The organism is Pedobacter sp. ok626 (assembly GCF_900100435.1).
Classification (GTDB): Bacteria; Bacteroidota; Bacteroidia; order Sphingobacteriales; family Sphingobacteriaceae; genus Pedobacter.
In genome coordinates this window covers 1-17,482 of record NZ_FNEX01000011.1, presented here as the reverse complement: position 1 = coordinate 17,482, position 17,482 = coordinate 1, and the positions used below count along the sequence as shown (strand labels likewise).

Sequence of the window (17,482 nt, the reverse complement as noted above, 5' to 3'; positions counted from 1 at the left end):
TCATTATCTAGATTAGCAAAATTCGTTTTTGTCAAAAAAACGCCATTAAACCACTGTGGGATAGGTTTTTGAAGGCTTTGTTTTTTTTATTCTTTTTTTTTCTCAAAATAATGCCTGTTCATTATTCTTATTATTGCGTTATATTCGTTTAGTTATATTTTTTAACGCTCACTTATAAAGTGTATGGATGAAGCATCTATCTTAAATGAACTCAAAGGTTTAATCCTAATCAAAACAGGCATTAGGACAGCTACACCTGCTGATTGCAAAAGGATATCGATTGAAATCAGCAGAGCATTAAATAAGCACGTTAGTGAAACTACTATTAAACGGCTATTCGGCTTTGCAGCGGTCAAACATAACTTCTCTAAATTCACCATTACAACCCTAACTGAATATGTTAGCGGAGAAATTTTAGAAAACTGGCCAATTGCGATCGGCCTCCACCCCGGAAGTCCACCTGCCACCTGGGGAGACATCAAATACAGGGTATCTAAAGTCACAGATTTCACGCTGAAAGGAATCAAGAATCGTGTAGGCATGCCTTATGATTTGACCATCAGCCGAAAATTTGCTGAACACGATTTTGAGGAATTTCTTAAAAGCAACTATAGCTTCACTGCTTTTATCTCACAACCAGGTTACGGAAAAACAATGTTAATGTGCCATTTGGCAGAAAAATTCTTCAATAACCCCAATACCGCTTTCCATGATTCTTCGATATTATTTTTGCAGGCATATAACTTTTTTAATGCCGAAAATCCTAATCTAAATTTTGAGGATCAACTCAAAACCTTACTCAATATCCCCAAAAAAGAAAGTCTGATTAGTTTCATTGAGGAGAACTACAAAAATTCAAACGGAAAGTTTGTCATTTTTATAGATGGTTTTTCAGAGCTTACGCTTAAAAAGGATTTAAAAAAACAACTGTTTGATAGCCTCATCAATTTCATCTGTTCAGTAGAAGACATTGAATGCATTAAATTGGTGATGAGCATGCGCTCTACCTATTGGATTCGTTTTTACGAATTGATTAGACATTCCGCTTACTTAAAAACAAAATGGTTTGCGGGTAACTACTTTAATGTGGCTGAAATTTCTAATGTCCCGCCATTAACAGAAAAAGAAGTAGATCTGATCCTTTCTAGAATTGATGGTAAACCAGTCACAGATATTAATCCAAAACTTAAGGCGCAACTAAAATTACCATTCCATATACAACTATACTATCAGTTAAAGCAAGAAGATCCTTGTTTCAATTATTCTACAAACATTACCTTCCACGAACTGATCTCCAGATTCATTCAGGAAAATATATACCGTTCTAATTATTATACAGAAAAAATCCTTTTCCTGAAAAAAGTAATCCAGCTCACAGATTTTGGAAAAAATGGAGCCAGCGTTCCTAAAGACCTGCTAATTGGAGAATTAGCAGCATTCAAGAATGCCTATATGGAACTCCTTTCTGATGGGATCTTAATAGAAGAAAAGCAATATGAGGATTATCATCCACGAGAATTTGTTCGTTTTATTCAGTCTCATACCTTCGAATATTTCTTGTTCATTGAGATCCTGGAGAAATTCAATTTACGCGTAGAGGAAGATTTTTTCCAATACATCCAAAATGAACACCAAAATAACAGCGCCCGTTTCCAGCTGTTACAATGGGCGATTCGCTTTATCATTAGAATAGGTGATTTAAAATCGCTTAGCTACGTATTTGATTTACCATTATCGCATCTCGAACATAATTATTTAATACTTTTTATTGCCGAAAACCTAAAATACAGGTCGAAGTATAGTGCAGACACCAATCATTTGATTAGGGAACACAAGCTGCACGAGAAAATAATTGAGCAGCTAATCAACTTTGATTTTGTGGACGCGAGTTTCAAGGAAGCAGTCGAAGTATTGGTTGAGATTTCGGATGCTGATGAACATACTTTAGTCTATCAATCGCTTCTTGCGGTGATGGATATGTTGAGTTTGGATGAACATCGGATTAGTTCTCGAATGGAAAAAATACAAGATATGGGCCGATCAAACTGGGTGATAGACCCTTTTGAAGCTATCCAACTTGTTCATGCAAAAATTACGAACAAATACATTAGCAATAATGAGCTTTTGGGCCAAATAGAAAACCTATGGTATCCATTTTTAAAGGAGAATAGAGTGCTCAATACCCAGCAGGGGATTGTTTACTTGATGGCTATTGTGCTCAATTTATTTTTCGGGTCGGACCAGGGGGCAGTTAAAATGATAAATACTATCGTCAAATTGCATCCTAAAGAATTTACCCGAAGATCTGCATTTACCATTTTTATCATGAATATGCTTGCCTTGTCGCGCACGCGAATAAATCCTGGCAAGAAAACGGAGCAACTGGTCAGAATTCTAGTGGCAATTCATGAAAACAAGCACCGATATAAAGTCACACAATATTCTGCTGCCATTTTAAAAATGACACAGACGCATCAACTTAAAAATAGAGGCGAATATCTGCTGGCCCGCGATTATTGTGAGGGTTGTATCCATCTCTTTAAAACACACAGCTTAAATTATAACTGTATAGAAATGTACAACCTATTGATCGCTATCTTTTCTGATTTAAACAGTGTGGATAGGATTAATGAATACAAATATGAGCGGCTAACCTTTATAGAGGACAACAAATTTTCCCGAAAGATTCTTGCCCTCCCAAGAGAGCACACAGACTTCAATCACCATTAAATAAAAAAGCCATTGTATTGCTATCAATGGCTTTTTTATTCGGTCGGTTGTAATTCTGAATTTATTTCTTGTATTCCGCAGCTAGTTTCAATGCATCATATGCATTTACAATACCTCCAGTAACACATAGATCTGCAAAAGGAATAGTTTTACTATCTGTTTCTGTTTTAACCTCTACAGACTGATTAACTTTAACAACAGATTTCATAATAATATCTTTTACTTGTACAGCAGTTAATTTAGGATAGTAAGAGCGAATAAGTCCAGCTAAACCAGCAACTACTGGTGAAGCCATACTTGTACCACTTAATTTCTCATATTTCGATCCAGGTACTGTTGAGTTAATGTCTACACCAGGTGCAAAAACATCAACTTTCGTTTTACCATAGTTAGAGAAATTAGCTTTTATCTTTCCATCATTAGTCCAGCTAGACGCACCAACAGTAAGCCATGAAGCTGCTTTACCACCACTAATATAATCTGGGTTCGGGAAGTTGTTCTCTACTTCTAGATCTTTGTTGTCGTTACCTGCAGCATGAACAAGCAATACATCTTTAGATACAGCATATTTAACTGCCTCATCAACTACTGCCTTATCCCATGAAAAGCCTTTTCCAAAGCTCATGTTGATTACCTTAGCACCATTATCAGCAGCATAACGAATCGCGTTTGCAACGTCCTTATCACGCTCATCACCATTCGGCGTACATCTAACACCCATGATCACTACATTATCAGCCACACCTTTGATACCTAAATCATTGGTACGTACTGCGCCAATGATACCAGCCACATGAGATCCATGTCTCGCATCCGGTCCAGCAATATCATTGTTACCATAGAAACGCTCTTTGCTGTTATTAGGATCATCACCAACAATACCACGTGGATCATAATCAACATTGAGGTTATACTCAACCTGGTTTTTATAATGATCATAACCTGGTATAATCTGAGTTTTATAGAAATCATCAAAACTGCTGTTTTTTAATTGAGCAAGCATGATACGTTGAATATTAGTTTCCATATCATTTTCAGGTTTAAAAGCCTGAAAATCTTCGCGCGTAGGATTTTCCTTACCGATTTTTTTCACTACAGCATCAATTGCATTTTTGATTCCTCCAAAACGCTCTAATCCTGTTTTAGCCTCAGCTAATTCCTGATCCAATTCAGCTTTATTTTTTTGATAAGCTTCAAAAGCAGGCAAGTCGCTTGCTTTTACTGAAGTTGCATCTGCATTGGCAAATTTAGCATTGTCTCTTCTTACTAAACGTGTCAACTCTAAAGTTTCGTAGTTCACAGAGCCTTTTGAAGAACCTATAAAGTTCCAGCCATGAATATCATCGATATAACCATTTTTGTCATCATCTTTTCCATTACCAGCTTTTTCTTTTTTATTTACCCAAATAATAGATTTTAGATCTTCATGTACATCTTCTACGCCACCATCAAGAACTGCAACTATAACTGGTACTGATTTTTTACCTTTTAACAATTCGTTATAAGCTTTTTCTGTGCTTATACCGAATGTAGAATCAGCTTTTAAATCTAGGTTCTGCCAGTTCGGTTTTTGAGCAAATGACATAAAAGGCATCGCTGCCAATAAAACCACTCCCATTCCTCTACTCCAGAAAAAATCCTTGTTAATCTTATTCATATTTTTCAAAATTTTGACAAAGTTAATTAAATTTTGGACCTATGTGGTAAGGCATTATAAGGCAAAAAAAAACCAGGATAAGTCCTGGTTTTGAAAATCATATGGATTCTTGGTAAGCAGATCTATCAGCTCACGATCGTATCGTCAGTTTCTCTAGCAATCACATCAGCAATGCTTGTTTGGGCAAGTACTTTTAACGTAGCATCCCTTACATCAATAAATGTTTTTCTGATGCCACAAGTTACCTCATCATGACATTCATCACACTTACGGTAAAACTTTAAACTGGCACAGGGAACCATTGCTATTGGTCCATCAGTAATACGAAGTATATCCGCCAAATAAATATCCTTTGGATCCTTATTCAAGCTATATCCACCCCCTGCACCCTTCTTACTATATAAATAGCCAGCATTACGCATATCAAGTAGGATTTGCTCCAGAAATTTCCGGGGTATCATCTCTTGTTCTGCTAACCGCACTATTTGCATAGGAGGGTTTTCCCTATTCTTGCCAAGAGCAACCAGTGCCTTTATTGCATATTTCGTTTTCTTAGACAGCATAACAGCAAAGCTAAGAAAAGATTTATGTATTTGTATAGATTTTCATTCCCTGCTATAAAGACATTAATTCTTCTATAGTAAACCCGGTAGTCCTGGAGATGATGCTTAAAGACACATTTTCAGCTTTTAATTTAATCGCCAGTTTTTTACGTTCTTCTTCGCGCCCCCTTCCAACTCCTATTTTAATACCATCTTCAAGCCCCATTTTAAGCCCTTCTACCCGCCCCTTCATAATTCCCCTGTCCATCCCCTCGTCAAGTCCTATCTCAATCCCCCTTTGAATCGCTTCTTCTCTCATAACATCCATAACGCTACTACTATTACCTCGCTTTTTTAAGTTTTCCTGATATTCCTTTATTTGCTCTGGACTTAAGTTACCCACTTCCGCAACCCGTATTTTTACAATAAATCTTTCAAGCTTATCAAATTCGGCCTTGCCTGATCTTTTTCCTTCTGTTTCTTCGCTCATTGTTTTTCTAATTTGTTTAAGCAAACCTCGTTAGATAATTAATGGCAAACCTTTACTGAGCTGAAATTTGGTTGAAAACGCAGCGTTATTGTTTTTTGCCAAAACAAAATTATGCTAAGCAGTAAAAACCGACTCCAGATCAAAATAAAATTACTGGGTGTGCTTGCGTTCCCGAAGGATTGCCGAGCAATTCTAATAAAAATCTTGGTTCAGCACGCTACACATTGGGGAGGAAGTCTACAACTTTAACTACACAATAAAATCATAAAAATCTGAATATCAGTAAATTAATTACAGTCGCCAGTTATGGCACAATTCTGCACTTTACCTTATCGTAATTAATTAGAAAACGAATTTAAATTTTATAATTATGAAAAAGATCATTTTATCAGCAGCGTTCCTAGCATTTGCAGGATTATCAGCAGTACAAGCAAGCGAAATCAAAGTTCCAGTTGTAATCAGCGTACCACAAGACAGTACAACTAAAACTCCAGTTGAATTGAAGGATCTTCCAGATCCAGTAAAAGCTACATTAGCTTCAGACAAATATAAAGAATGGATCCCAACAGCTGCATTCCTTGTTACAAAAGCAGACAAATCTGAATATTATCAGGTTGATGTTAAAAAAGGAGAAGAAACCGCCTCTTTAAAACTAGGTAAAGACGGTGTGGTTATAGAATAAGTCCCTATATCCCTTAATTTATATAATATATTACCTCACAAAAGCCGGATTTCATCCGGCTTTTGTATTTTTGCTATTATCACAAGCGCAATACCTATGGCAAAAATACTGATCATTGAAGACGATTCTACTTTCTCTCAGGTGTTAGAAGGCTTTCTTACAAAGCATGGCTATGAACCATATGTTGTAAACGATGTAAAGAAAGCTTTTAAAATAACTGATCAGCAAAATTTCGATCTCCTATTGATTGATTATCGTTTACCAGATGGCACCGGTTTAGATGTCCTCTCCCATGTGTTGGAAAAAGGCGCGCCCCAACCAGCAATCATCATGACCAGTTTTAACGATGTTAGAACGGCCGTAAAATCTATACAGCTCGGTGCATTTGATTATATCACCAAGCCGGTTAATCCGGATGAGCTCCTTATGCTCATCAAAAATGCACTCGGTAAAAAGGCGAATACGAAATCCGATAAATCTGTTGAACATGCTGATGCCATAAAAGGCAAAAGCACCATTGCTGATAAGCTTTATGAGCATATTAACCTGGTAGCACCTACAGATATGTCGGTAATTATACAGGGCGAAAGTGGTACAGGTAAGGAGTACGCGGCACGTGCCTTACATACACAGAGTAAACGTAGTAACAAACCATTTGTGGCCATTGACTGTGGGGCATTATCTAAAGATTTAGCAGCCAGCGAACTGTTTGGTCATGCAAAAGGGGCTTTTACAGGGGCTTTAACTGACAAAAAAGGCCAATTTGAAGCTGCCGAAGGTGGTACGCTTTTCTTAGATGAAGTTGGAAATTTAAGCTATGAGGTTCAAGTTAAAATGCTTCGGGCGCTTCAGGAAAGAACTATACAGCCACTAGGTAGTACCAAATCTATTAAAGTTGATGTAAGAATTATTACTGCTACCAATGATGATCTGAAAACGAGTGTAGCCAATGGTTCTTTCAGAGAAGATCTTTATCACCGACTGAATGAGTTTAAAATACAATTGCCTGCACTAAGAGACAGAGATAAAGATATTGAGCTTTTCATTGCTCACTTTATCAAACTTTCCAATCAGGAACTGGACAGAAATGTACAAAATATCTCAGCGGAAGCTAAGGCGCTATTGCTACAATACGACTGGCCGGGCAATTTACGCGAACTCAAAAATGTAATTAAACGTATGGTGTTGCTTACACCCAATGAAACTGCTGAATTGGAATCCCTTCCTGAGGAGATGACCATAGCTATAAATCAAGCACCAAGAACCAATAGCACTGATCTAAAAGCAATTAATGAGCTGAATGAAAAGGCAATGATTATAGAAACACTCATCAAAGTAAAATACAATAAATCTAAAGCCGCAAAACTCCTTAATATAGATAGAAAAACACTCTACAGTAAAATGGAGCGTTACGATATCGAATAAATATTATTCTGACGTCTTAATCTGAGCCAATAACTGGCTCAGCTGTGTTAGCAAAGCCTCTATCTGAGGCTTTTTAAGCGGATCTAAATCTTTGTTACCCAATTCCATTTCCATCAATCTAAATGCAGTGGCCAGCTTTTTTGCACCTATCTGAGCAATTCTTCCAGCCAGTCGATGGGTAAGTAACCGCAACCGAGGTTGATCAGCTTTATCCACCGCATCCCTTATTTCATCGCTATCGTTCAAACTGTCTTCCGAAAATCTGAGGAGTATTTTTTTTAGTTGCTCATCATCGTTGAAAGTCATTTTCTTTAATGCAGTCAAATCCAAGTCAACGGATTCTATTTCTATTTCAGCCGATTCGTCAGTTTCCACAACGGTAGTAGCCTGATTATAAAATATGGTTAAAAGTTCCTCTTGTTTAAAGGGTTTCATCACCAGGCCATCAAATCCATTCTTTAAAAGCAATTCGCGCTCATCAGGCAACACCTGTGCAGTAATAGCATAGATCTTCACTGCATTGCCTATTTTCTCTCTCAGCAGCCGACAAAGGGTTATACCACTCATTTCAGGCATCCGCATATCCATCAATATATACTTTACCTCATTGTTCCACTCGGCATTTAACAATTGTGTGGGCGAGTTAAAAAACTGGGCATCAATACCGTGGTTTTCAAAAATAACGGCACATAGATCCAGAATCAACTGGTCATCATCTACTACCCAAACTTTTCCTTTATAAACCGGAGATTCGATCAGCTTACTTTCATATTCTGGTTCGCTGGATATCCTAAGTGTTAGGTAAACCGTAAATACGCTGCCTACACCTTTCTTACTTTTCACATAAACCCTGCCTCCTTGCTGTTCAATCAATGATTTGATAATGGTTAAGCCCAGCCCGGCACCAGATAGATTCAATTCTTCATCTTCTAAAGTGCTAACCTGTTCAAACTCATTAAAGATCAGCTTTGTTTCGTCTTCAGATAGTCCAACCCCAGTGTCTTTCACCAGAAAAGTAAAATGAAGGAGCTCTCCCTGTCTTTTGAAAAATGCGGAGAGTGTGACCTCACCTTTTATTGTAAATTTTATCGCATTTCCCAAAAGATTATACAAAATCTGTTTTAACCTAAAAGGGTCTCCCTCTACGTATTTAATGCCAGAAAGCTCAAATTCGGTAATCAGCTGAAGCGATTTGAGTTCGGCTTGTGCCCGCATCACCGAAACCACCTCATTAAGTAGTTGTTCGATATCAAATGATTTTTCGGAGAAGGTAAATTTGCCCGAAATAATCCGGTTGTAATCCAATACTTCATTCACAATTTGCAATAGATGCTCTGAAGAATGATAAATGGCCTCAATATCTTTGCGTTGCGGTTTTTCCTGCTTTCTAATGATTTCGGAATAGCCAATAATGGATTGCAAGGGTGTTCTGATTTCGTGACTCATATTGGAAAGAAACCGCTGTTTGGCTCTTCCATGGTATTCAGCTTCGTCTTTTGCCAGTTCCAGCTCGGTCCTGTATTTATTGCTTTTTGTAATGTCTGTTAAAATGAAATAGAGCAAGAGAACCGTTAAAAAGAAAAAGATAAGCATAATGAGACTAATCGTATTGATACCTGTATTTACTACATTTTTAGCCTGAATACCGTTTAATTCAATTTGTGCAACAACTTCACTCTCTACCTTTCTCAAAACATCAAGCATTTGGCTAACCAGTAAGTTATTTGCATCAGTTAAAAGTGCTTCCATGTTTAGGAAACTCTCATTTTTAATCCGCTGTTCTTTCTCAATAACCTTTAAGGACTGCTCCAGTTTTTTTGTCATTCGGGCTTCGGCAGACAAGGCAATGGTATCTCTTTTTACCTTTTCTTCGTTTACAATCTTGACCCCATTATCCTCTTCATTGGTCCTTTTCTTACCGAATAATTTACCAAAAAAGCCTTTTGGACGCTCTTCTGTTGGATATATGGTGGTTGTGGATGTTTTCTGTTCTGTAGCTACTATGGTACTATCAGCCTGTTCTGAACTTTTGGCTGCCAGCGCGCTTAGATTTTTAACCTGTTCAGAGAAAGACTTGCTATTTACAAGCCGCTCTCTTACTTTAAGGTAATTTATAAACTGCTTATCTCTTTCTCTTAAAAGTCTTTTGATGGTTAAAATCCGGGTCAGCTGGGTAGAGTCATTGGTATATAACCCAGCCAAAGTATCTAGCACCAGTCGCAATTGCCTGGACTCCTTAAATAACTGGTTGTAATTACCTGGATCGTTAAATGCCTTCTTTTTTTGCTGCTGATCAAGTGCCCCTATTTTTCGTGAAATTGCATTCACGACCCTTAAGCGCTCACTTGGTGCGGTAATGTTCTCCACAGTGGTCAGCATTTCTTTAAAAGCCACCTTGCTTACTGCCCAAGCCATAAACATAGCAAAACAAGCTAAGAGCAGTGCAATTATGATTTTTCCTTTTATGGCTTTGAAGAAACGGCTTTGGAGTTTATTGCTCATCCTTGTTGTTAACGAAAAAGTAAGAACAAAAAGTATGCTACAATTACGTGCTTACATAGAGCCAAGCGATCTTACAGCCTTTAAAAAGTCCCATGGCTTTTTATTTACAGACTCCTTTGCTTCCGCAATCAGCATCTTTGCGATCTGAGTGATCCGCGCTTCATTTTCACTAACCGTCCTGTCGCCCAATGCAATTAACCTTTCAAGATTTGCAGGACTTGCGGCATCTAATCCCTCTTTAATGCTCTCCAAACTATCGGGTTCTATACGAATGTAGTTTTCGGAATGCCCAATCGAATTGAAAAGTTGTTTCAGGAAGAAGTCACTGGTTTCGGCAACCCCACTCATCATAATGTCTAATATTGCAGGCACAATAGCCATCGCGCTGCTTTTCTTAAAATGATCGTAATCATAAGACCTTCTTGAACGACCGGTACCTAGTGAGACTAGTGAAATATCGTTAATCCTTGTTTGGTTAAAGGCCCTGGTCACGTCGATTAAGCCACTTAAAGCTGGGTTTGTAGCAAATACCCCACCATCAAGTAGAGGATAACGTACATTGGCCAATGAGTGTATTTCTGCCACGCTGAAATAGGTAGGTGCAGCTGAAGTAGCACGACAAACATCTCTTAAATAAAAATCACGGATATTGCCCCTTTTAATTGCATTCTGCTGCCTGAAAAAATGGGTTTTCCTCAGTTCAATATTATAAGCACTGATGATGCAGGGTTTGATAAGCTGGCTAAGTTTTTTCTCACCAAAATAGTTCTTTAGTACACCTTCAAAAACCATACTATTGTACCGTTCTCCAGCAAGCCCAAGTTTTGCCCGGATACGTTTAAAGAAACTCATTTTAAAGATTTCATTTCCATGCTCCAGGTATAGGTCTAGTGCTGCTCTGGCCGAAAAACGTGGTCTTGTCGGATTTTCCTCCGCAGGACAAAGCAAAAGGCAAGTAAGTATACCTCCGGTACTGGTGCCTGCAAAAAAATCGAAATAATCAACGATAGCCGCATCTGGATTTTTACTCTCCAGTTTCAGCCTTTCTTCCAGCGCAACTAATACCATTCCCGGAATAATTCCTCTTATTCCCCCACCATCAATAGAAAGGATTTTCTTCATAATACAACTAAGCCTTGCAGGTAAATATAGGTTTTCTGCCAGAATAGTTGAATACTTGGTCATATATATTTAATACTTAATACCGATTTTTAAGAACCATTTTAATTCATCATGAACAAACTAAAATCGTTATCCCTGATTCTATTGATGTGTTTCGCTATACCCTCTATGGCGATTAAAATCAAAAAACACAAATCTGATCCTGAAATAGAGCTGAGCAAATCGTCTACTCATATTGCGGAAATAACGAATGATCGATTGGTTATTGTTGCCGGGAGCACTTATTTATTCACGGTAGATACCCCAGAGGATAAAGGTTTGGTTTCTACAAAAATTACTGCGAAACAGCTTCCGCTGCAGCTGAAATCGAAAGATGGATCTTCTCAGAAGTATAGGATTACGGATAAGGATGGAAGGACAAAAGAAGATGGGGAGTTGGTAAATGGTGATTTGCTTATGGTAACTGCTGAGGATGGAAAAGCGACAAAAACCTATCAAATTGTAGTAAAACCAATGGCCGTAGCTGGACGGCTTTACTTACAGAGTGAGCAGACCACTGTAAATACCAGTAATGGCTTGACACTTTATTTTAGCGCAGGCCAAAGAACGCCTAATGCTACGGTGCAGCTCTTTTTGCCTGCCGGCATTGAGGTTACACTAAACAATACCACCGTTAATGTAATTGGACGTGGTACAGTCAAATTAAAAGATTTAGCAACACAGTCTATTGGTCGTGTTGGTGGTGCTTATTCCTACTCGAAAGTTGGAACTGCAACCATTAGCAAATCCGCTGATGGAGGTTCAATCCTTACCTTTAGCAACCTGGATTTGAGACCATCGAATGGGCCAGATCTTAAGCTTACGATTGAAAATGTAAAATTAAACAGAGCAGGAAAATATGCATTTAGTGGGTCCTATACAACAGCCAAGCCTGAGATTTTAACCAGTCCGGCTACCGGCTCCGCTTGTGCAACATTAGTAGTAACCAATCCGGTTTCGAGCTTTGAAAGGGCTGTAAACAGGGATCTTCAGTATAAAGAAACACCAACTACCTATACTACTGTTGGTTTTAAATGGGGTATCAATGCCGACATCAAAAATGTTGCGATTATGCAATCTGTGGATAATGGTAAAAGCTGGACCGCAGCTTCGGCTGTGATTGATGCTAAAAAAGGAACGGCTATGGTGTCGGGTTTATCACCTAAAAAATTATATACCTTTAAACTTAATGTTAAGGATGGCCCAAATAAGGGTTTATCTAATGTGCTCAAATTCTATTCGGGGAAAGTAGATGTTAAAAATTTTGAGGTAAAGGGTGATGGCAGTACGGATGATACACAAGGGATCAATGATGCAATTGATTCATTAAATAAAATGGGTGGTGGTACGCTTTTATTTAGTACTGGGGTTTATCATGTGCGAACAGTCCATTTAAAAAGTAATGTTTATTTGTTTGTGGATAAGGAAGCTACCATTAGTGCCATTAAAGGGGCCGATGCTCCTGAATCTAGTTGGTTTAGTGATAAGAAATATCGTTCCGGACTCTCGCCTACTGACGCTGGCCCCTATGCTGATCCAGAAAATTACCTTACAAAACAGGATGTTGGCCATCATTATTTTCGAAACACCATGTTTTTTGGGGAGCGGCTGGACAATGTAAAAATCATTGGTAATGGTTTGATTACGGGTAACGGGAATCTGGTGAATAGCGATAAAGTAATGAACAATGCGCCAGATAATCGCGCTGATAAAATGTTTACGTTGAAACTATGTACGAATCTGGAAATTGGTGGTATATACCGTCCCGAAGACCTGTGGTATGATCCTAAAAAAGATGAACCCTATTATATTGCTAAAGACAACTCAAAAATTGTTGATGTGAGTAACATGTTAAGAATTGATCGCGCCGGCCACTTTGCTTTGCTGGCTACAGGCACAGACAACATCAATGTGCACGATACTTATTTTGGCAAAGCAAACCAGGGGAATGCCCGCGACATTTATGATTTTATGGGTTGCAACAATGTTACGGCGACCAATATTTACTCGAAGGTAAGTTCTGATGACCTCATAAAACCGGGCTCTGATTGTTCTTTGGGCTTCACTCGTCCGGCAAGGAATTATAAAGTGCGCAACATTATCGGTGATACAAATTGTAACTTGTTTCAAATCGGTTCAGAAACGGCAGACGACATTAAGGACATTTGTGTGGACAACATCTATGTACTTGGCGCAAACAAGGCGGGTTTTTCTATTTCGACCAATGACGGTGCGCATATCAGCGACATTCACTTAAATTGTGGCCATACAGGAAAACTACATTCCCGCTCTCAGATGTATAGAACCAGAGCTCCTTTCTTTATTTCCATATCTAACCGTGCTCGCATTTTAGGTGCTACTGTAGGTAGATATGCTTTTATGGAAAATGGAATAAAACACGATGAATTGCTGGTTAAGAATGTGAGCATAGGTAAGGTGGAGAATATTATACTTAATGGGATAGATATTTTTGAGGTGTATGGTGGAAGTTCATACGGTGGTAAAAATGGCCGCTGGAAGGCTTATGATGGCACACAGGATAAAGCTACCCCAATCATTGCAGGTTATAAATTACCAGATACAGAAACGGTTGTGGGCGGACTTGATTTTAAGTTACCCAACGGACTGCATACGGGCTATATCAAAAACATCGTATTTAATGATGTGCATGTATTGGTAAAAGGTGGAAACCCTGCTTCGGACACGACCAATCTGGCGCCAGAATTGGGTGTTGGCCAATACAATGTAGGAAACCTAAAAGTTCAACCTTCTTATGGAATATGGGCGCGCCATGTTAATGGGTTTACTGTAAAAAACAGTTCATTCAATTATGAAAAGCGCGACAGCAGGTACGCCATGTTCCTGGATGACGTAATTGGAGCAAAACTATCTGATTTAAAAATGGTTCAGGCCAATGACAATCCTGTTGTCATTAAGCTTAAAAACTCATCGGATGTTATTGCTGGCAATATCGTTTACTTTAAGGACCAATGGGACAAATCATCGACCAAACTACCATCCTTTAAGCAATCAGGAATGAGTTCATCAGGTTTTCCCAAGTTGTAGTGTCTCAATTAATTCATGAATAAAAAGGGTTGCCGATTTCTTTCTGTACCCTCCTTTTTGCCACAAAATAAAGGCTTGCTTGTAATATTCCTTTCCTGAGATTGGAATGGCAACCAGGTTTTCCCAGGTAATAAGCGCTTTTTCATTAAGGATGGTGGCCCAACTACCATCATCCACCAATGACAACAAGGAATGGATATTATTCATCTCTATTTTTATCAGTGGTGAGAGACGGGCTTTGTGGAATAGTTCGTCTAACAAATCCCTTGAGCTAAAGCCCTTACTTGGCAAGATCAGCTCCACCTTAGCAAGGTTGGCTAAAGAAATCTTATCAAGACTGGCAAGCGGATGATGTTTGGACACCACCATCATAATCCTCGATGAAAAAAGATGTTCCATTTCCAGACTGACATCATCGCTATCTGTCTGCTCATGAAAAGCAAGAAGTACATCCAGTTCGGCCTGTTTCAATTTATACTCCAACTCTGCTGCAGTACCATACTCTACTATTATTTTAGTCCCAGGATATTTAGCAGAAAAGGGCGCCAGTGCCGGCAGTAATACAGAACTAAATGCCGAAGTAACGCCTATTCTTAGTTCACCAATAACCAGGTTATTTAACTCGAAGATGGCCTGTTTAGATTTCTTTACATCCAGCACAATTTGTCTGGCGTGATTCAGAAACACAGCACCAGCCTCAGTCAAATGGACATGCTTTCCTATCCGGTCAAACAACATCATCCCCAGTTCCTCTTCCAATTGTTTGATTTGCTGAGAAAGGGTCGACTGTGTCACAAAACATGCCGCAGCTGCTTCAGTAAAATGTAGCATTTCAGCCGCTTTAATAAAATAGTTGATTTGTCTAATTTCCATTACCTGCAATTAATCGATCGTTAAAACTAATCAATATCATTAAAACAATCAATTTTACCACTTTAAATCTTATGCCGAAATTTGTAGCACATTAATCTTATATATAGTACCTCATGTTCAGATCATTAAAGTACCGCAATTTCAAACTCTTCTTTTACGGACAATCCATTTCCCTTATCGGAACCTGGATGCAGAAGACGGCGGTAAGCTGGCTGGTGTACAGATTAACAGATTCGGCCATGTTGCTGGGATTAGTTGCCTTTGTTAGTCTTATTCCCTCTTTGATTCTTTCTCCTTATGCCGGGAGTTTAATTGATAGAAACAACAAATATAAAATCCTGCTGATTACTCAAGTTATCTCTATGATGCAGGCCGGTGCATTAGCTGCGATCATATATTTCAAGTTTTACAACATCCCCATTATTATAGGTCTAAGTTTACTTCAAGGGATCATTAATGCTTTTGATGTGACTTGTCGCCAATCGCTTATGGTCGAAATGGTGGAAGACAAAGCCGACTTACCTAACGCCATAGCGCTGAATTCTACGATGGCAAATCTGGCGAGAATTGTAGGGCCTGCAATCGCCGGTGTTATTCTGAGTACTTTTGGCGAAGACTTTTGTTTTGTGGGCAACTTTGTAAGTTATGTTCCTGTCCTCATCTGTTTATTGATGATGAAACTGAACCTTACTGTAATCCCACATGCTCAAAAAAGCATCTGGAGAGAACTTGAAGATGGTTTTAAATATATATCCAGTGATAAAGATTTGAGCAGTATGATTGTGATGATCGGAATTAGCAGTTTATTTGTGATCCCATTCAATACCTTAATGCCCATTTTTGCGAAAGACTTATTTCATGGCAATGCCGGAACTTTTAGCTGGTTCGAAAGTGCCGCCGGTTTGGGCTCTGTAGTTTCAGCGATGTATCTGGCCAACTTGAAATCGGCCAAACCGCTCATGAAAATAACGATTATTGCGAGTGCAATATTCGGCCTAAGCCTGGTATTTATGTCTTACTCGAGCGTGTTACCAATTGCATTGCTGTTTATGGCTTTAAGTGGAATAGGCATGATGGCCCAAACCTCTGCGATCAATACTTATATTCAGACGCATGCGATCCCCGAAATGAGAGGTAGGGCGATCAGCTACTATGTAATGGCTTATCAGGGAATGATTCCAATTGGTAGCTTATTGATTGGCTGGGGAGCACATGCGTTTGGACCTAGATTGGCTGTTTGTATCGCTGGCTTTATCGGACTTTTAGCGACAGGCTTATTCTTTATGTATCAAACAAAACGTGCTGGTAGACCGATTACAGGATTGCTGTTCAGATCGTAAGGTAATTTTATTCCTTGCAATCTACAGTAGCAAATGTAAATCTACCTTTATCAAAGCTAATAGGTTTCCCTTTTACAAAATAAGACTTACCTACACTTGTTTCTATCTGGCCAACACCTAAGATGAGTTTGCCATCTTTCTTTAAAAAAGCCAATGGATTTTTATAAACTGTTGTATTTGTCGTACCAATCTTGAAAGTATAATCCACAAACAAGGTATCACCCTTATATGCACCTACAAACGCGCCATCATTCTTCCCTTTTTCCTTATAACTGATCACAAGATCTCCTGTTACCTTATCATTCAGTCCGGGTCTAATTGTCATTCTTGCAGTATCCGTTGCATCAACGGCTATATAACATTCCTTAGGAGCCAAACCTTTTGCTACAGCAGCTAAACTATCCTTCAATTCCTTATTTCTCTGAGCATCTTGATTACAGCTAAACAATAATGGCAAAGCTAAAAGTGACAAATAAAGGGCCGAGTTTTTCATAATAACATTAAATAAAGATGAATAATTAATTTGTTGGTTTAAGGTTAAATAAAAAAAACAGGCATATTGTTTTAGACAAAAGGGATTTATTTAGCTCGTTTCCAAATTGACTTGACTTCAAGTCAATTTACATGTGTTATTGACTTGGAGTCAAGTCTGCCATTTTTACGAAACAAAATAAAAAGTAGCCGTCTCATAAGTCAATTATGAGACGGTTTTTTTATTGTGTTATTTTTTGAGTTATTAGCTACTTTTTTCAGATCAAAGCTACAAGTTTTGGTTGAACGTTGATTTGTGTATGCATCTATGTTCCCCGGTGTACTTTAGCATTAAACAACGATACAAAAAGCTTTACGCTTTCCATTTTTTTAAGTTGTGAGCGATGGAAAGCAACCCGACTTCTACTTCAGCCTTGCTTATCCCTTTCAATAAAAACCGTTTGAAGCCACGATTAGCTTTGATATGTGCAAATACGGGTTCTACATCGACGGGGCGTTGTTTACGATATTTAATGCCCTGCT

13 protein-coding genes are annotated in these 17,482 nt (G+C 38.5%); 5 read left to right on the top strand and 8 right to left on the bottom strand.

Annotated elements, in window-relative coordinates:
- The first annotated feature begins 183 nt into the window (after nucleotides 1–183).
- Nucleotides 184–2,730, top strand: a complete 2,547-nt coding sequence (locus BLS35_RS15635; RefSeq protein WP_090782699.1) for an NACHT domain-containing protein — start codon at nucleotides 184–186, stop codon at nucleotides 2,728–2,730.
- Nucleotides 2,731–2,791: 61 nt separating this feature from the next.
- Here BLS35_RS15635 and BLS35_RS15630 read toward each other — a convergent pair whose 3' ends face one another.
- The 3 genes from BLS35_RS15630 to BLS35_RS15620 all read right to left on the bottom strand — a co-directional run bounded on the left by BLS35_RS15630 (nucleotide 2,792) and on the right by BLS35_RS15620 (nucleotide 5,419).
- Complete coding sequence (locus BLS35_RS15630) at nucleotides 2,792–4,387, bottom strand: S8 family peptidase (protein ID WP_090782697.1); 1,596 nt, start codon at nucleotides 4,385–4,387, stop codon at nucleotides 2,792–2,794.
- Nucleotides 4,388–4,512: 125 nt separating this feature from the next.
- A complete protein-coding gene (locus BLS35_RS15625; protein WP_090782695.1) occupies nucleotides 4,513–4,950 on the bottom strand; it encodes an RrF2 family transcriptional regulator in 438 nt (145 codons plus the stop codon).
- A gap of 52 nt (nucleotides 4,951–5,002) precedes the next feature.
- Nucleotides 5,003–5,419 (bottom strand): FliH/SctL family protein, encoded by a 417-nt coding sequence (locus BLS35_RS15620; protein ID WP_090782693.1) that lies wholly within the window; start codon nucleotides 5,417–5,419, stop codon nucleotides 5,003–5,005.
- Between the two features lie 370 nt (nucleotides 5,420–5,789).
- On the opposite strand from BLS35_RS15620, the gene BLS35_RS15615 reads away from it, so the two are divergent.
- Together BLS35_RS15615 and BLS35_RS15610 are read left to right on the top strand one after the other, a co-directional pair.
- On the top strand, nucleotides 5,790–6,101 hold the full coding sequence (locus BLS35_RS15615) for a hypothetical protein (RefSeq protein WP_090782690.1): 312 nt from the start codon (nucleotides 5,790–5,792) through the stop codon (nucleotides 6,099–6,101).
- Nucleotides 6,102–6,197: 96 nt separating this feature from the next.
- A complete protein-coding gene (locus tag BLS35_RS15610) occupies nucleotides 6,198–7,526 on the top strand; it encodes a sigma-54-dependent transcriptional regulator (RefSeq protein ID WP_090782687.1) in 1,329 nt (442 codons plus the stop codon).
- 3 nt (nucleotides 7,527–7,529) lie between these two features.
- Here the strand turns inward: BLS35_RS15610 and BLS35_RS15605 are convergent, their stop codons facing one another.
- A complete protein-coding gene (locus tag BLS35_RS15605; protein ID WP_090782685.1) occupies nucleotides 7,530–10,028 on the bottom strand; it encodes a hybrid sensor histidine kinase/response regulator in 2,499 nt (832 codons plus the stop codon).
- Between the two features lie 51 nt (nucleotides 10,029–10,079).
- Entirely contained in the window at nucleotides 10,080–11,213 is a 1,134-nt protein-coding gene (locus BLS35_RS15600) for a patatin-like phospholipase family protein (protein WP_254778916.1), read from the bottom strand.
- A gap of 48 nt (nucleotides 11,214–11,261) precedes the next feature.
- Here BLS35_RS15600 and BLS35_RS15595 point away from each other — a divergent pair, with 48 nt between their 5' ends.
- On the top strand, nucleotides 11,262–14,255 hold the full coding sequence (locus BLS35_RS15595; RefSeq protein WP_090782681.1) for a glycosyl hydrolase family 28-related protein: 2,994 nt from the start codon (nucleotides 11,262–11,264) through the stop codon (nucleotides 14,253–14,255).
- Here the strand turns inward: BLS35_RS15595 and BLS35_RS15590 are convergent.
- Nucleotides 14,235–15,128 (bottom strand): LysR substrate-binding domain-containing protein, encoded by an 894-nt coding sequence (locus BLS35_RS15590; protein ID WP_090782680.1) that lies wholly within the window; start codon nucleotides 15,126–15,128, stop codon nucleotides 14,235–14,237. The genes BLS35_RS15595 and BLS35_RS15590 overlap by 21 nt on opposite strands.
- Before the next feature lie 113 nt (nucleotides 15,129–15,241).
- Between BLS35_RS15590 and BLS35_RS15585 the strand changes: the two genes are divergently transcribed.
- Nucleotides 15,242–16,468, top strand: coding sequence for an MFS transporter (locus BLS35_RS15585; protein ID WP_090782678.1), 1,227 nt, complete (start codon nucleotides 15,242–15,244; stop codon nucleotides 16,466–16,468).
- Between the two features lie 7 nt (nucleotides 16,469–16,475).
- Here BLS35_RS15585 and BLS35_RS15580 read toward each other — a convergent pair whose 3' ends face one another.
- Together BLS35_RS15580 and BLS35_RS15575 are read right to left on the bottom strand one after the other, a co-directional pair.
- Complete coding sequence (locus BLS35_RS15580) at nucleotides 16,476–16,961, bottom strand: hypothetical protein (protein ID WP_090782676.1); 486 nt, start codon at nucleotides 16,959–16,961, stop codon at nucleotides 16,476–16,478.
- A gap of 351 nt (nucleotides 16,962–17,312) precedes the next feature.
- Nucleotides 17,313–17,482, bottom strand: a 170-nt coding sequence (locus tag BLS35_RS15575; protein WP_175459607.1) for a transposase, incomplete at its 5' end; no start/stop codon positions are given.

What these genes read in the sequence shown, in the direction of transcription:
- BLS35_RS15635 (WP_090782699.1), top strand. Translation starts at nt 184, where the DNA reads ATGGATGAAGCATCTATCTTAAATGAACTCAAAGGTTTAATCCTAATC.
- BLS35_RS15630 (WP_090782697.1), bottom strand. Translation starts at nt 4,387, where the DNA reads ATGAATAAGATTAACAAGGATTTTTTCTGGAGTAGAGGAATGGGAGTG.
- BLS35_RS15625 (WP_090782695.1), bottom strand. Translation starts at nt 4,950, where the DNA reads ATGCTGTCTAAGAAAACGAAATATGCAATAAAGGCACTGGTTGCTCTT.
- BLS35_RS15620 (WP_090782693.1), bottom strand. Translation starts at nt 5,419, where the DNA reads ATGAGCGAAGAAACAGAAGGAAAAAGATCAGGCAAGGCCGAATTTGAT.
- BLS35_RS15615 (WP_090782690.1), top strand. Translation starts at nt 5,790, where the DNA reads ATGAAAAAGATCATTTTATCAGCAGCGTTCCTAGCATTTGCAGGATTA.
- BLS35_RS15610 (WP_090782687.1), top strand. Translation starts at nt 6,198, where the DNA reads ATGGCAAAAATACTGATCATTGAAGACGATTCTACTTTCTCTCAGGTG.
- BLS35_RS15605 (WP_090782685.1), bottom strand. Translation starts at nt 10,028, where the DNA reads ATGAGCAATAAACTCCAAAGCCGTTTCTTCAAAGCCATAAAAGGAAAA.
- BLS35_RS15600 (WP_254778916.1), bottom strand. Translation starts at nt 11,213, where the DNA reads ATGACCAAGTATTCAACTATTCTGGCAGAAAACCTATATTTACCTGCA.
- BLS35_RS15595 (WP_090782681.1), top strand. Translation starts at nt 11,262, where the DNA reads ATGAACAAACTAAAATCGTTATCCCTGATTCTATTGATGTGTTTCGCT.
- BLS35_RS15590 (WP_090782680.1), bottom strand. Translation starts at nt 15,128, where the DNA reads ATGGAAATTAGACAAATCAACTATTTTATTAAAGCGGCTGAAATGCTA.
- BLS35_RS15585 (WP_090782678.1), top strand. Translation starts at nt 15,242, where the DNA reads ATGTTCAGATCATTAAAGTACCGCAATTTCAAACTCTTCTTTTACGGA.
- BLS35_RS15580 (WP_090782676.1), bottom strand. Translation starts at nt 16,961, where the DNA reads ATGAAAAACTCGGCCCTTTATTTGTCACTTTTAGCTTTGCCATTATTG.